Annotated in this window: 14 protein-coding genes; 8 read left to right on the top strand and 6 right to left on the bottom strand. The window is 44.7% G+C overall.

The window, feature by feature from the left end; genetic code table 11:
- Window positions 1-10 precede the first annotated feature (10 nt).
- Together I2494_RS02915 and I2494_RS02920 are read right to left on the bottom strand one after the other, a co-directional pair.
- Entirely contained in the window at window positions 11-1,441 is a 1,431-nt protein-coding gene (locus I2494_RS02915) for an APC family permease (RefSeq protein ID WP_321206095.1), read from the bottom strand.
- The gene (locus I2494_RS02920) at window positions 1,431-1,643 is read right to left on the bottom strand and encodes a hypothetical protein (RefSeq protein ID WP_218465496.1); all 213 of its coding nucleotides are present in this window, start codon (window positions 1,641-1,643) and stop codon (window positions 1,431-1,433) included. The genes I2494_RS02915 and I2494_RS02920 overlap by 11 nt, the downstream gene beginning before the upstream one ends.
- A 455-nt stretch (window positions 1,644-2,098) precedes the next feature.
- Here I2494_RS02920 and I2494_RS02925 point away from each other — a divergent pair, with 455 nt between their 5' ends.
- The 4 genes from I2494_RS02925 to sanA all read left to right on the top strand — a co-directional run bounded on the left by I2494_RS02925 (window position 2,099) and on the right by sanA (window position 6,372).
- Window positions 2,099-2,494: a CidA/LrgA family protein gene (locus tag I2494_RS02925; protein WP_218465495.1), complete on the top strand. Its 396-nt coding sequence runs from the start codon at window positions 2,099-2,101 to the stop codon at window positions 2,492-2,494.
- Window positions 2,494-3,177 carry a CidB/LrgB family autolysis modulator gene (locus tag I2494_RS02930; protein WP_218465494.1) on the top strand — a complete coding sequence of 228 codons (684 nt, stop codon included), beginning with the start codon at window positions 2,494-2,496 and terminating at the stop codon, window positions 3,175-3,177. The genes I2494_RS02925 and I2494_RS02930 overlap by 1 nt, the downstream gene beginning before the upstream one ends.
- A gap of 387 nt (window positions 3,178-3,564) precedes the next feature.
- Complete coding sequence (locus tag I2494_RS02935) at window positions 3,565-5,262, top strand: NAD-dependent malic enzyme (protein ID WP_218465493.1); 1,698 nt, start codon at window positions 3,565-3,567, stop codon at window positions 5,260-5,262.
- A 357-nt stretch (window positions 5,263-5,619) separates the two neighbouring features.
- The gene (sanA, locus tag I2494_RS02940; protein WP_140918407.1) at window positions 5,620-6,372 is read left to right on the top strand and encodes an outer membrane permeability protein SanA; all 753 of its coding nucleotides are present in this window, start codon (window positions 5,620-5,622) and stop codon (window positions 6,370-6,372) included.
- A 97-nt stretch (window positions 6,373-6,469) separates the two neighbouring features.
- Here the strand turns inward: sanA and yeiB are convergent, their stop codons facing one another.
- Both yeiB and folE read right to left on the bottom strand, forming a co-directional pair.
- Window positions 6,470-7,615: a DUF418 domain-containing protein YeiB gene (gene yeiB / locus I2494_RS02945; protein WP_218465492.1), complete on the bottom strand. Its 1,146-nt coding sequence runs from the start codon at window positions 7,613-7,615 to the stop codon at window positions 6,470-6,472.
- A 62-nt stretch (window positions 7,616-7,677) separates the two neighbouring features.
- On the bottom strand, window positions 7,678-8,349 hold the full coding sequence (folE, locus tag I2494_RS02950; RefSeq protein WP_218465491.1) for a GTP cyclohydrolase I FolE: 672 nt from the start codon (window positions 8,347-8,349) through the stop codon (window positions 7,678-7,680).
- A gap of 304 nt (window positions 8,350-8,653) precedes the next feature.
- On the opposite strand from folE, the gene moeA reads away from it, so the two are divergent.
- Window positions 8,654-9,895, top strand: coding sequence for a molybdopterin molybdotransferase MoeA (gene moeA / locus I2494_RS02955; protein ID WP_218465490.1), 1,242 nt, complete (start codon window positions 8,654-8,656; stop codon window positions 9,893-9,895).
- Window positions 9,896-9,898: 3 nt separating this feature from the next.
- Window positions 9,899-10,657 (top strand): molybdopterin-synthase adenylyltransferase MoeB, encoded by a 759-nt coding sequence (gene moeB, locus I2494_RS02960; RefSeq protein WP_218465489.1) that lies wholly within the window; start codon window positions 9,899-9,901, stop codon window positions 10,655-10,657.
- Window positions 10,658-10,717: 60 nt separating this feature from the next.
- On the opposite strand, the gene I2494_RS02965 is transcribed toward moeB, so the two are convergent.
- Window positions 10,718-11,557, bottom strand: coding sequence for an aldo/keto reductase (locus I2494_RS02965; protein ID WP_218465488.1), 840 nt, complete (start codon window positions 11,555-11,557; stop codon window positions 10,718-10,720).
- 90 nt (window positions 11,558-11,647) lie between these two features.
- Window positions 11,648-12,208, bottom strand: coding sequence for a hypothetical protein (locus I2494_RS02970; protein ID WP_218465487.1), 561 nt, complete (start codon window positions 12,206-12,208; stop codon window positions 11,648-11,650).
- A 280-nt stretch (window positions 12,209-12,488) separates the two neighbouring features.
- Between I2494_RS02970 and I2494_RS02975 the strand changes: the two genes are divergently transcribed.
- Window positions 12,489-14,597, top strand: coding sequence for a WG repeat-containing protein (locus I2494_RS02975; protein ID WP_218465486.1), 2,109 nt, complete (start codon window positions 12,489-12,491; stop codon window positions 14,595-14,597).
- Window positions 14,598-14,673: 76 nt separating this feature from the next.
- Window positions 14,674-15,609, top strand: coding sequence for a tRNA dihydrouridine(16) synthase DusC (dusC, locus tag I2494_RS02980; RefSeq protein WP_218465485.1), 936 nt, complete (start codon window positions 14,674-14,676; stop codon window positions 15,607-15,609).
- Window positions 15,610-15,659 lie beyond the last annotated feature (50 nt).

Consider the following 15,659-nt stretch of genomic DNA (forward strand, 5'->3'; position numbering starts at 1 on the left):
TTACACGGAATTATTTAATTTCAGTGACTGTATTATCACCATTATCGGGCAATAATGCAGGTGTCGCTCCCCGATTAGCCCCCAGCGTTGGTACCGGACGGCGGAATCCACGGGTGATATAGATCAGATACAACAGCCCCAATCCGCCCCAAATCAAGCCAAGACGCAGTGAATCTTCTTCCAGATTCAGCCACAGAATAACGATCATAATTGCGCCAATCAGCGGAAGGATCAGGAAGCTGAAAATATCCTTCGCGCTTTTATTACGCTTCTGGCGCACAAAGAAGAACCAGATAACCGAAATATTCACAAAGCTGAAAGCAACCAGTGCACCAAAGTTAATCAGCGAAATGGCACTTTCCAGATCGAGGAACAGCGCGGCCAGAGCCACTACACCAACCAGTAAAATATTGGTTACCGGTGTTTTCCATTTTGGATGCACATAACCAAACACTTTTTCCGGCAGTACGTTGTCACGCCCCATCACGTATAACAGGCGGGCAATACTGGCATGTGAAGCCAGACCTGATGCCAGTGCCCCAACTACCGTACAGCACAGCAGAATGAACTGGAACATCTTACCACCAACGTACAGCGCGATTTCTGGCGTTGCGTTATCCGGATCGTTCAGTATGGTTAAATCCGGAAAGTAGAGCTGAATAAAGAAAGAAACCGTGACGAAAATGATGCCACCATACAGAGCCGTCAGGAAGATAGCCTTAGGGATCACGCGTTTAGGATCCGGCGTCTCTTCTGACAAGGTACTAACCGCGTCAAACCCCAGAAACGAGAAGCAAAGTACCGTTGCACCGGCAATGATCGGTACCATTTGCGCTTCGCTGGAGAAGAACGGTCTGGTGATATCAACCTGAGATCGGCCAGCATCACCAAGATGTAAACCTTCCCAAACCAGATAGACAAATGCTACCAGAATAGCAATCTGGAAAAACACCAGAATCATATTCAGGTTTGCCACCCAGTTAACGCTACGCAGGTTAATCACCGTCATAATGAAAACAAAGCCGACAACCCATATCCATGACGCAACTTCAGGGAACAGTGCCGACAAATATATTTTTGCCAGCAGCGTGTTAATCATTGGCAGGAACATATAGTCCATCAATGATAACCAACCCACCATAAAGCCCACATGAGGATTTATCGCCTTTTGCGAATAAGTATATGCCGATCCCGCTTCCGGAAACTGACGTACTAACTTGCCATAACTGATAGCAGTAAACAGTACGGCAACCAGTGCCAGAATATAAGCGCTTGGGACATGGCCTTCTGTCTTACCGGAAACGATCACAAACGAGTCGAATACGGTCATTGGCGTCAGGTACGCCAAACCGATAACGACGATTTGCCACAGTTTTAGTGAACGTTTGAGTTGAACGCGGTTAGCGACAGGTATAGAAGTTGCAGAAAGACTAATAGACATAGCCATATTCCCCCATGCTCTCAACTTTTTTACTCGATAACACACAAAGCAGAGAGGCCGCAGGGGAATAACTTAACAAGCGGCTAAAATTTAAGGGGGTATAACATCGACGGGTAAGGCGTTGGATTTGCCGTGCGCCATAGTCACTGCGGCGGTATTGATTACCGACGCAGAGAGGTGGTTTGAGAAGGGTATTTTTCATTTTTATTCCTTATTCAATAAGTTACCAAAATTAAGCGGTATAAGTGAATATTTATTAACCTCGGAATAAGCCCTATAAATCTAATATCTTTAAGATTTATAACCATTTTTCTCTGGTCGGATGCAAAAAAATAACCGACGTCATTTTACGCCGGTTATTCATTATTTGATGCATTTTGCACCACAACAATCCCCTTGCCAATAGTGCAAAATAAATATTTTTTACCTGCAAAAAAGCGCTTAAAAAACTATTTAATAAACAAGGAATAACATCGATTAATTTGATGAAAAATGAGCGGTTAAATTTTTGTTTTATACTGATAACGGCAATGAACCATTTGATGCTTTTCAGAAATGATTTGAAACGATCTTTCATTACATTTATTGTGTGATCCATAGCACATTAATAAAATTTAATTGTATGATAAATCCAATTCTAATGCAGAGGGACTTTTTATGCTGCCGTTCCTGAGACTCTGCTGGCAATACCTCCGAGCCTTTGTTCTGATTTATCTTTGTTTGTTAGCTGGCAACGCCATCTCTACCCTGCTTCCCCTGAAAATTCCGGGTAGTATTATTGGCATGCTATTACTTTTTACCTTACTCTCTACTCAAATATTACCCTCCAACTGGGTAAAACCGGGCTGTTACCTGTTTATCCGTCATATGGCCTTGCTGTTTGTTCCTATCAGCGTTGGGGTAATAAAGTACTATCCTCAGCTCGTCAGCCAGTTTGGTCCTTTGGTGATCTCTTGTCTGATCAGCAGTTTGATAACCATGTTGGTGGTCGGCTACTCCTCACACTATATGCATGGCATCAGACGAATGAAATCTGATAAGGAATCATCATAATGTGGTGGGCTATTCCTCTGACTCTGGTCGCATTTTATGGTGCTCGTCAACTGGCGATTAAGTTAAAACAACCATTGCTTAATCCGCTGTTAATTTCGCTGTTTATTATCATTCCTGTCTTGTTACTGACTCATACCAGCTACGACCGTTACTTTGCCGGCAGCTCACTGCTCAACGATCTGCTACAGCCTGCCGTGGTGGCGCTGGCTTTCCCGCTGTATGAGCAGTTACACCAGATACGTGCACGCTGGAAGTCCATCATTACCATCTGTCTGGTTGGTAGCCTGGTTGCTATGATTACCGGTACCGCTGCCGCATTATTGCTTGGTGCATCGCCGGAAATTGCTGCTTCGGTATTGCCCAAATCAGTCACGACACCCATTGCGATGGCGACGGCCGAATCTATACATGGCATTCCCACCATCAGCGCTATTTGCGTTATGTTTGTGGGAATATTTGGTGCGGTGTTTGGTCACCCAATTCTCAATATGTTAAAAATAAAAACACCGTCCGCCAGAGGATTAGCGATTGGCTCAACGGCTCACGCCCTCGGAACAGCGCGTTGCGCTGAAGAAGATTATCAGGAAGGTGCCTATAGCTCTTTAGCGCTGGTGATCTGCGGTATTATTACTTCGCTGGCTGCTCCGTTTGTTTTTCCGGTGTTAGTAAAACTGTTTGGCTAATTGATAAAATAAATCCGGGGTTATGATCAGCAATCACATTGCTTTTACTGTGCCCCGTTCTCCTTTCTTCGGGTAACGCTTTTTCCGTCAAATATTTTCTTAAATAACTAAAAACAATAGAAACAACGGGAATTGCTATTTCCCTATTTTATTTACATTTTTTCACAGCTTAGGCCGAACAAAAGAAAATTTTTCAGGTAGACTAGCGCCCTAAGACCCGAAATCGCCAACTCATGATTTATGTCGCTTGGATCTCAATATTCAACAAAATATCTATATATTAGCAACATTGATTGTACATTTGTGTTGAGTTTCCTAAAATCGGCGGACGATTACGGGTCGCAGTTGCCCGACTATCCTTTTACCTGATCTAAAAGAGCCAATTTCATGGAACTGGAACACGAAAGTAAACGTCCGTTGTATATCCCCTATGCTGGTCCTGCCCTGCTTGAAACCCCACTGCTGAATAAAGGTAGCGCTTTCACTGAGGAAGAACGCAGTAACTTTAACCTCCACGGTCTGTTGCCTGAAGCAATTGAAACCATCGAAGAGCAAGCTGAGCGTGCCTATAAGCAATTTTTAGGTTTTAAAACAGATATCGATAAGCATATCTATTTGCGTAATATCCAGGACACTAACGAAACCCTGTTCTATCGCCTGATTGAAAATCATATGAGCGAAATGATGCCTGTGATTTACACTCCAACCGTTGGCGAGGCTTGTGAGCACTTCTCTGATATCTATCGTCGCCACCGTGGCCTGTTCATCTCCTATCCGAATAAAGACAATATTGATGACATGCTACAAAACGCCACTAAACAAAACGTTAAGGTGATTGTGGTAACCGATGGTGAACGTATTCTTGGCCTGGGCGATCAGGGCATCGGGGGCATGGGGATTCCTATCGGTAAGCTCTCTCTTTACTGCGCCTGTGGCGGTATCAGTCCGGCCTATACCCTTCCGGTGGTTCTGGATGTGGGAACCAACAATCAACAATGTCTGAATGATCCGCTGTATATGGGCTGGCGTCATCCGCGTATTACCGGTGATGAATATTTTGAATTTGTTGATGCCTTTATCAGTGCGGTAAAACGCCGCTGGCCAAACGTTCTGCTGCAATTTGAAGACTTTGCACAGCAGACCGCTACGCCGCTGCTTAATCGCTATCGTCATGAGCTTTGCTGCTTTAACGATGATATTCAGGGCACCGCGGCTGTTACGCTGGGTAGTTTAATTGCTGCCAGTCACGCTGCCGGCAGCCAGATGAAAGATCAGACCGTGGTATTCCTGGGCGCCGGTTCTGCCGGTTGCGGTATCGCCGAACAGATCATCGCCCAAATGATTGCTGAAGGCTTAAGCGAAAATGAAGCCAGAGAACGGGTATTTATGGTTGACCGCTTTGGTCTGTTAACCGATAAGATGCCAAATTTACTTGAATTCCAGTCTAAGCTGGTTCAAAAACATGAATTGCTCAACCACTGGCATACTGAAAATGAAGCTATTTCACTGTTGGAAGTGGTACGTAATGCAAAACCAACGGTCATGATTGGTGTATCGGGTCAGGCAGGCCTGTTTACCGAAGAGATCATTCGTGAAATGCACAAACACTGTGCCCGTCCAATCGTATTGCCTCTGTCTAATCCAACTTCACGCGTTGAAGGACGCCCTGAAGATATTATCAACTGGACTGACGGTGCCGCATTAGTGGCTACCGGTAGCCCGTTCTCTCCGGTAATGTATAAAGATAAAGTGTTCCCAATTGCTCAGTGTAATAACTCTTATATCTTCCCGGGTATCGGTCTTGGTGTGCTTGCGGCTAAAGCCAGTCGGGTTACTGATGGTATGTTGATGGCAGCCAGTCGCGCACTGGCTGACTGTTCTCCACTGGCTAAACATGGCGAAGGTGCTCTGTTACCTGAAGTGGATGACATTCAGCAGGTTTCCCGCTATATCGCGCTGAAAGTAGCTAAAATGGCACAGCTGGAATCCGTTGCAGTTGTGACGTCTGATGAAGCCTTGCAGCAAGAAATCGATAATAACTTCTGGGATCCGCAGTATCGCCGGTATAAGCGGACTTCGTTCTGATTTTATTATTGTTTAATAACGGCTCGATTCAGAGCCGTTATTTATTGAGGCGCTGTCTGACTCAATGAATCCGCTACTGAGGACATTCCGGCCGTAAAAACGATATTGCTCATATCATCTTCCGGCCGTGCTCAATATAAATATAACCACAGGGGCCATTACCGTCGGAATATCCTCAAATATCGATTTATTAAGTGTGTCAGCAAGCTAAAAGCGTGCTGCTTTTCTCACCATTACGAATAATTTACTCATTGCTTAGCAATTTTTTAGTTTAAGCCATCTTGTTTTCGGTCTTGCCGTAAAGTAGCCTTGAGAGCTGCCGTTCATTTTAAAATGACCAACTATGAACCAACTATGATATTGAAACGATTGATATATAGCCTGTTAGTGTTGCTGGCATTGATGCTATGCACCGCTCTGCTGCTCGATCGCTGGATTAGTTGGCGAACTGCCCCTTATGTGTACGAAAACATCGAAGAACTCCCCGCAAGCCATGTTGGCGTCGTGCTGGGTACATCCAAATATGTGCGTACCGGCGTTATCAATCAATATTATAAATTCCGAATTCAGGGTGCCGTTAACCTGTATAACAGTAATAAAATTAGCTACCTGTTACTCAGTGGTGATAACGCTCAGTTGAACTATAACGAACCAATTACTATGCGTAAGGATTTTATCCAGGCGGGCGTTCCTGCCTCTGATATCGTGCTCGATTATGCTGGATTCCGAACGCTGGACTCAATTATCCGTACGCGTAAAGTGTTTGGTGCCAACGAATTCACCATCATTACTCAACGTTTTCACTGTGAACGTGCTTTGTTTATCGCGTTACATAGCGGTATTAAGGCTCAATGCTATGCCGTTCCCTCGCCTAAAAATATGTTTATGGTGCGCGCGCGTGAAGTCGTAGCCCGACTTGGTGCGCTGACCGATCTCTATATTTTAAAGCGGGAACCTCGATTCCTTGGGCCTATGGTACCAATCCCTACGCCATACAGTCTGGAAGGCGATGTGCAGGATTATCCGGCCGTATCACCGGAACAGCTGTTTGAACTGGAAGATTTAAATACAGTGCCTCCGTTGCGAAATGCCAGAGCTTCGGGACACTAATAGGTCATAGGGAAGGATATTCGGATTAGCAATCGAAGGAATATGGTAAAGATAAGTGCTTAAATCACCACTCTGCCCATTCAGAAACCATTATCTGTCATGACTCAACAGCCACTAAACTCGTCAACCGTCGCCATAGCCATTCAACCGGCCCCTGTTTGAAATACTTCAGCCACAGCACTGAAAACAGAATATTCACACACCAAATAGCCGGTACCATCGCCAGTAACTGTAAGCGATCAAAATGGTTAAACCAGCCATAGTGATAAAACAGCGTCGTGCAGATCAACGTCTGTAGCAGATAGTTACTTAACGTCATTCGCCCTACTCGCGACAAAACGGCGCTGACTTTTGACCAGCTCATTGACTGACCATAACCATACCATAACGCCAGATAGGCTATTCCCTGTAACGTCGCGGCAATTTCTTTAGGCACCTGAAGATAGTATCCGGCAATAACGAAATCCCACTCAGTCCACCACTGCATTATCATGGCAGGAACATGTATTAACAGCGAAAGCGCGAACAGAAGCCATCCCTGACGGCGATAATCGGTTAATGAAGCTTTGCCCAATAACCAGCCGCTATGAAGCAACCCAGCCCCGATGAGCATCAATCCTGCCAATTCCCAGCCATACTGAAGAATCACTGAAAGTTGAATCATTAACGTCATCTTCAGACGTTCAGCATGAGCCAGCTCGCCGCCGGTTAGCTTCCATGCAGTTTCATAGGCCAGAGTCCTGGCTGAGGGAGTCCAGTCCTCACTGAATCCACTACCCGGTAGCGAACCCAGCCATAGCATGATTGCCAATCCAATAAAATACAGCAGAATACCGGTACGCATCAGGCTACGGGATGTGGAGGTGGTACGAATGATGACCATGCTGCCAAGGCCTACCAGACCATAAGTCAGCAGAATATCACCATCCCAGAGGTAAACACTGTGGCAAAAACCAAGCAAAGCCAGCCAAAACAGACGCGAGACATTCCATCCGGCGCTGCGTTTACTCAACAACTGCAAGCCTGCACCAAACAGCATAGCGAACATAGCCAGAAAGGTACCCTGCACAAAAGTACTGAGTAGCGACCAGACCAAACCGTCGCTGAAAGAGGGCATACCGATATAGGCAGGATTCATATAGGCAGATTTAGGTAAACCAAATCCGCCGATATTCATCACCAGAATGCCTAACAGCGCCAGGCCGCGAGCGCTATCCAATTGTTCAAAACGGCAGGAAGGCATTAATGCCTTCCCGTTATTCTGTACTGACCGGTTTTCATCGTGCTGCACAGGTAAATGCAGAATCAGATATGGTGTGGGGAGTGGCGTACTGCCCGGAGAAATTCCTGACGAGTACTTGGATTACTTTTAAAGATGCCACCGATAGAGGTGGTACTGGTGGAGCTGGTGGCATCGCATACACCGCGTGATTTCACGCAGTAGTGAATAGCATCAATAGATACCGCAACGTTGGTGGTTCCCAACAGAGTTTGTAACGCCAGCAAAATTTGCTGAGTTAAACGCTCCTGCACCTGAGGGCGCTGAGAGAAAAACTGAACGATACGGTTAATTTTTGACAGGCCAATCACGTAATCTTTAGGGATATAAGCCACGGTCGCCTTACCATCGATAGTGACAAAATGGTGTTCACAGGTGCTGGTTAGAGTGATATCCCGAACCGTCACCATCTCATCCACTTTCATTTTGTTTTCAATCAGGGTGATTTTAGGAAAATTGGCGTAATCCAGACCGGAGAAAATCTCATCCACATACATTTTAGCAATACGCTTTGGCGTTTCTGCCAGACTATCATCGGACAGATCCAAGTTAAGCAACTGCATAATCGACGTCATATGCTCTTCAATTTTCTGTTTGCGCGTACCGGCATCCAAAGGTTGACCGCGTAACGGGGTCTCCAGTCCTCTGGCTTCTAATGCTGCATGAACTAACATCGCTTCTTTACTCAGGGATGACATCGTCTCTCTCCAACCTATCTATGGCAATATCTTTGATAAGGATCACACCTTAGCCTGACACTGTAATTTAGCCGACGAGGTTTATCCAGCATTCTGTAGAAATATTGTTAAATAAGCGGATGTTTCTAAGCCAAGTGTTATCTTGAAATTGGGATGATGGTTGATGACTTACCCCCGCCGCAGAGATATTTTCCGACGAAACCCATATCTCAACAAATTGTGAGATGGCTGTTGTTCGGGCATAATAAACCGATATTTTTATATCCTCACCCCAAACCTTATGGGTTTGTAACGGAGCCGTCAGATGGACTGTTGTTCAACTTCTTCCTCACTTCTTACGCTGAGTCAGGCTTTAGATAAATTACTTTCTCAGGTTGAACCGGTTGGCAAAACCGAGCAAATCAATTTAACTCAGGCTGCCGATCGTATTACTGCACAAGCAATAACCTCACCGCTGAACGTACCGCCGTTTGATAATTCCGCTATGGACGGTTACGCCGTACGCCGTCACGAAGTTACCGAGTCCAGCATATTGCCTGTTGCAGGTAAAGCCTTTGCCGGTCAGCCATTTCATGGTGAATGGCCTGCGGCCAGCTGTATCCGCATTATGACCGGAGCCCCAATCCCGGCCGGTACAGATGCCGTCATCATGCAGGAACAGGCAGAAGTTCAGGACAACGGCGTGCGTTTTACCACCATGCCAAAGGCAGGACAAAATATTCGTTTAGCCGGTGAAGATATTCGTCAGGGCGCAGAAGTACTCCCTGCCGGTTCAAAATTAGGTGTTGCTCAGCTTCCACTGCTGGCCTCTCTGGGTGTTGATCAGGTTACCGTATATCGCCGCCTTAAAGTGGCTCTGTTCTCAACCGGTGATGAACTACAAACCATCGGCCAACCATTACAGGAAGGCCAGATTTATGACACCAATCGCTTTGCCGTACGTTTAATGCTGGAAAAACTGGATTGTGAGGTTATCGATCTGGGTATTATCCGTGATGATGAAGCGGCTATTCGTGAAGCCTTTGCCAAAGCCAATGCACAGGCAGACGTTGTTATCACCAGCGGCGGCGTTTCCGTCGGTGAAGCGGACTACACCAAACAGATCCTGGATGAAATGGGCAAAATTAGTTTCTGGAAATTGGCCATCAAACCCGGAAAACCTTTTGCTTTTGGTCAGTTAAGCGATTCCCTGTTTTGCGGCCTGCCGGGAAATCCGGTTTCCGCCGCCCTGACCTTCTATCAATTAGTTCAACCATTATTAATGAAGCTGAGTGGCTACAGCCAGTGGCAAAAACCACGTCAGATTAAAGTGAAAACTACCTCTGTCCTGAAAAAAACGCCGGGAAGAATGGATTTCCAGCGCGGAATTTTATCCAGCAATGCTCAGGGTGAGTTGGAGGTAAAAACCACAGGCCATCAGGGCTCTCATGTGTTTAGCTCATTCAGTCAGGGAAACTGTTTTATCGTGCTGGAACAGGATCGCGGCTCGGTGGCCGCCGGTGAATGGGTAACCGTTGAGCCATTTAATCCGCTATTGGAGAGTTAACTCATGCTGCCGGAATTAAGCGATGCCGAAACGCTGCGCTATAACCGCCAAATTATCCTGCGGGGATTCGATTTTGATGGTCAGGAGAAGCTTAAAGCCTCTTCCGCGCTGATTGTTGGTTTGGGCGGCTTGGGCTGTCCGGCCTCCCAATATCTGTGTGCGGCGGGTATTGGTTCGCTAACCCTGCTGGATTTCGATACGGTTTCTTTGTCTAACCTACAGCGTCAGATTTTACATCGTGACGACCGTATTGGTATGGCGAAGGTGGAATCCGCCAGAATGACACTGGCGGATATTAACCCCAACGTGGCATTACATACGGTCAATGAAAATCTTGACGATAACCAACTGCAAGCGTTGATTGCTCAAGTGGATATTATACTGGACTGCACCGATAACGTTGAAATCCGCAATCGCTTAAACCAGCACTGCTTTACCCTGCGTAAACCGATGGTTTCCGGAGCGGCTATTCGTATGGAAGGCCAAATCAGTGTGTTTACCTACCAGCAAAATGAGCCTTGCTATCGCTGTCTCAGCCGGCTGTTTGGTACAGAAGCGTTAACCTGTGTGGAAGCGGGTGTTATGTCACCGGTGGTAGGCATTGTTGGTGCTATGCAAGCGACAGAAACAATCAAAGTTCTGACCGGATTTGGCACACCGCTGGCCGGTAAGCTATTAACCCTTGATGCCATGACCATGCAGTTTAGAGAAATGAAATTGCCACGAGACCCCAACTGCCCGGTTTGCAGCTCGACCAATTAATATGACAGAGGCAGATAACGTTTATCCGCCTCAACACGTCTTATTCAACACGAAAACCCATCAGATTTTCAGATAGACATCATCCGGATCCTGTCCGGTGCGATAATCACGGTTCAATCCATCAATCATCTTCATATGTTCGTCAGACAGCGCAAAATCGTAAATATCCGCGTTTTCCGCAATACGTGATGGTGTAACCGATTTAGGAATTATTACCATGTCCTGCTGTAGATGCCAGCGCAACACTATCTGCGCCGTGCTCTTATGATAATATTCTGCGATAGTTTTTAGTACAGAATCGTCAAGAACCATCCCTCTTCCCAAAGGACTCCAGGCCTCAGCCACCATGTTGTGCTGTTTCAAATAATCTTTCAGGGGATACTGGGTCAGGTAAGGATGGCATTCAAACTGATTAACCGCAGGTACTACCGTTGCCATATTGGCTAATCTATCCAGATGACTGACGTTGAAGTTGCAAACGCCAATGGCACGTACTCGCATCTCTTTATACAATCGTTCCAGCGCGCGCCAGGTGTCGAAAAAATGTTGTTGGCTTGGCCAATGCACCAGCAATAAATCCAGCGTATCCAGTTTTAGCGCTTTCATTGACAGATCAAAGGATGAGAGCGTTGCATCATAGCCTTGATTATCATCACCAATTTTAGTGGTGATGAACAGTTCATCGCGGGCAACGCCACTTTGCTGCAATAAATTACCCAGAATTCCTTCATTATGATAAAGCTGAGCGGTATCAAAAGAACGGTACCCGACCTCCAACGCTTTATTGATAGCTATTTCGGCATCTGCCTGATTATCGATTTTATATACCCCAAATCCATGCTGGGGCATGAGCACACCATTATTAAGCTTTACTTTATCCTGTAGCCCTCTTTTTTTCATATTTGAGTCCTTATGCTTAATGTCAAATTAAATAGATTCTATTGGTATCCTCTCATAGTTGTTATTAAAGAAACCTTTCAGATGCCGCAATTACAGAATGTTGTCATCATTATTTGGCGATTGTTCCTCTGATGGTTCATCGCAACTCTCAGACCCACATTTAATTAGCTCTACCGGCCCCTGATGCAACACAATCAGTAACCAACCGGTTTGACTGGTAAAATCTTCACCGTCAAATGGCTTTTCACCCACCTTGCCACCACACAACAACAAATGTGAAGAGACTGCACATTCCCAACCATGGGCTTTCAGCCCTGCGGCTACCTCACTATCCTTCTCGTCCATTCGGTCAAAAAATACTTTTTCTTTGGTCTCCATATCCTCAGCAACCCAGGCACGTTTTTTTAACTGACTTTCAGTCAGATTGTCTTCATCACCTTTTTGATATGGGCTAATGTGTAATAGCGTTGGAGAAACCTCACCACTTTCCGGATCGACAATTCGGTAGTTACCTGCAAAGGAGATGCTGCCATCGTCTTCCGCTGCCTGAACCAGTCCCAGGGGAAGTAATATCAGGGTTACGGCCAGAACGCCCATTAATCGTTGATAAACACTACACAAAGGCGTAAACACCTTATTTTGTCTGACCATGATTGCTTTCCTGTTGGATTCTAAAATCATAAAACGAATATAAACAGTATGTACCAGATTGGGCGATTACGAATAAAATTGTCAGGTTTGTTTTAGTTAATTAATCCTTTATTGGATATTTAATTTTGCTTACTCGATAAATCACACAGGTTGAATTTATTTTTGATAAAACTGATTGATATCATGGCAAAATCACCGTCAGAAAAATTTAATTTCCGTTCGATTTATTTAACAACAATGAAGCAGGCTGTTTAGCCTGTATTAAAAGGTATTTATCTCTATGTCAAAAGTGCTCTTTCACTTGCCGTTGAAATACGCATTACTCTCACTGAGTTTATTGTGCAGCACTCATTTACTGGCGCAAGAGCACGCAATAACGCCAGAGATGGAAACAGAACTTCGTAACGAATTTAAAAAATACAGCTTCCCACAAATAAAAAAGAGATTACGAGAACAGTCCGATAGCCTGAAAAAGTACCAGGAATTTAGTTCAATACGAATTTCCGCAGGTTCTACAACAGACCAACAAACAGAGCATGTAGATAAATTTATTCCATTATCTGCGACAGAAATAAACAGTAAATACCATGAATATCTGAACAGTTTGTCATTTTACCAGTCCATCTCTGGCGATCTATCGACTATTCAGACTAACTATAATTCCTATCATCTGTCTCAATTAATTAAAAACTATGATGATTACAACTATCCCGAACATGAGTTAAACATTACCAGCGTCACTTTTATTGATGGTTCCACCGCCACAATAAGCAGTGCTGATACGGAAGGCAAAGGGAGTCTTAATGGCACCAAACGTATTGCCAGTCTTTCAATGACAGCAAGTTACACATTACCCCTTCAGTCAAAGCAATTGCACTTTAGTCATGGTGATAAATCTGTTGAGGAGCAAATTGAACTGGTGCAAATGTCCGGTCAGGAAGTTGAGCTTAAATTGTCCGAATCCGTCCATAAAAATATTCTTCATGTTGAAGGAATCGACAGCAGCGGTCAGGCATTAAAACCGCTTGGGTCTTCATCTTATAGTAATGACAATTATTATATTAGCCTGCTTTACACCTTTACCGAACAGGCTCTGCAACAAATAGAAAGTCACCAAATTACGGATAAAGAAGCACTGCTACAGTTCTTTCTCAATAACTACCCTTCTCAGGAACAGACTCATAAAACTCACCCACCGGTTTTTATTGCTACTTATCAGTTTCAGGGAGAGGTTTCGGCGATTAACCTGTATCTGTATCCGGAATCCAAAAGAGAAACCTATTCATTTCAACTAACCCAAAGCGATCAACGTTACTTTAATGGCCTGACCAGCGCACAAGATAACACCGGAAAAAAGTATGGATTAATATCTGAACAGGGCGAATGGATTATTGCTCCACGCTATAACCGGCTTGAATATGCCGTTGGCGATTATTATTACGCTACAGAGGCACATAAAAATGTTAACGATACTTCCGTTTATCGGTTAAACAGAAATGAGAAACGCCTTGAGCTTCAACCTTTTAGATTTAGCCAATATGAACCAAAGCTACTGCAAAATAAATATGTTTATATTACTAAAGAAAACGACCGTTCCCGTCTTCAGGGGCTATTGAATATACAAACTCATCAAATCATCTTACCTGTAAAATATAGTGATATTGAAATAAGCGATAATTTTTTCGGTGCTTATAACATCAATAACAAAAAATTTGATCGTAACTACGAAATATATAGTAGCCATAACCTTCAGCTTATTCTGAAAGGAACCTTTGATGTTGTAACCTTCGATAGCAGCAATATTATTACCCGATACACTACCCGCACCATCGAACCGTTAAAAGGTAATACCCCTTACTATGCCATTGAAAATGACAAGTACTACCTGTATCAACATTATGATATCTACGATGTAAATGGTAAAAAACTCAATGATAACCATTATTATCAGTTGGATAGCTTTTCCAGCTTTGGTAAGGATGGTCTATTGCCGGTAACCGATGCCCATGGCAAACGTTATTATATTAATCGTAGCGGAAAGAATGCCGGTCTTGATGTCAGCAAATACGAAACTATTTATCCCTTCTCTAACGGTCTGGCAGCAGTGAAAGGTGTCAAGGATGAATATGGCTATATTGATACTTCAGGTAAGTTAGTTATTCCGTTGATATATCGATCGGCAGAAATGTTTCAGGGCGGCAGTGCCAAAGTAGAAAATGATAAGGTTACTCTTTTAATTGACCGCAAAAATCAGATCATTCACACCTTTAATGATTCGGTTTATACCTATACCAATCATCAGGATAGCGATAAAGCCACCTACACCCAGTACAACGGTGTGACCTATGATGAAAAAGGACAAGAGGTAGTGAAAAAGAAGGATAAGTAGCCTGACAGCATTGATATCCCTGAGGCGGGTGTGACAGAATGCACCCGCTTCTTTTTATCTATTATTCGGTGATCCCATGCGTGTAATGTTAGCTCCAATGGAAGGCGTATTGGATGCCTTTGTTCGTGAGCTTCTCACAGAGATTAATGACTACGACCTTTGCGTCACCGAGTTTGTTCGGGTGGTAAATACCCTGCTTTCAGCCAAAGCTTTTTATCGCTTTTGTCCGGAGCTGCGTAACGGTGGACGAACTAAATCTGGCACGCCGGTACGTGTTCAGCTATTAGGAAATTCCCCTCAGTGGATGGCAGAAAATGCTTTTCGGGTAACCGAGCTGGGATCACACGGGGTAGATCTTAACTGCGGTTGCCCTGCCAAACGCGTCGTCGGTGGTGATGGCGGAGCCAGCCTGTTAAAAACGCCAGAAACCATCTATCAGGTAACCCGCGCTATGCGTCAGGCGGTTGCCGCCGATAAAGCTGTCTCAGTAAAGATCCGTCTGGGTTGGGAGTCTATCGACCATCGCTTTGAAATTGCCGATGCTGCACAGCAAGGTGGCGCCAGCGAACTGGTGGTTCATGGACGCACCAAAGAAGACGGCTATAAAGCGGATAGAATCAATTGGCAGGCAATTGGTGACATTCGCCAGCGTTTATCCATTCCGGTCATCGCCAATGGTGAGATCTGGAGTAGTGAAGACGCCCGGCACTGTCTGGAGATAACCGGCTGTCAGGATCTGATGGTGGGCAGAGGTGCGCTGAACGTTCCCAATTTGGGTTCAGTGATTAAGCACCAGCAGAACAAAATGTCATGGGAACAGGTTCTGCAACTGCTGAAAAAATACGTTCAGACTGAGAATCCGTTTGATACCGGACTGTATAATATTGCCAGAACTAAGCAGTGGTTGGGTTATTTACGTAAAGAATATGATGAAGCCGCTGAATTGTTTGCCACAATAAGAACCATTACCGATAAGCAACAACTTGCCGACGCCATTATTCCATTCAAATAATATCTTGTCGGGCATAACCTTTATTATGATTATGCCCTTTTCCAATACCC

This window comes from Limnobaculum allomyrinae (assembly GCF_016649425.1).
GTDB lineage: Bacteria > Pseudomonadota > Gammaproteobacteria > Enterobacterales > Enterobacteriaceae > Limnobaculum > Limnobaculum allomyrinae.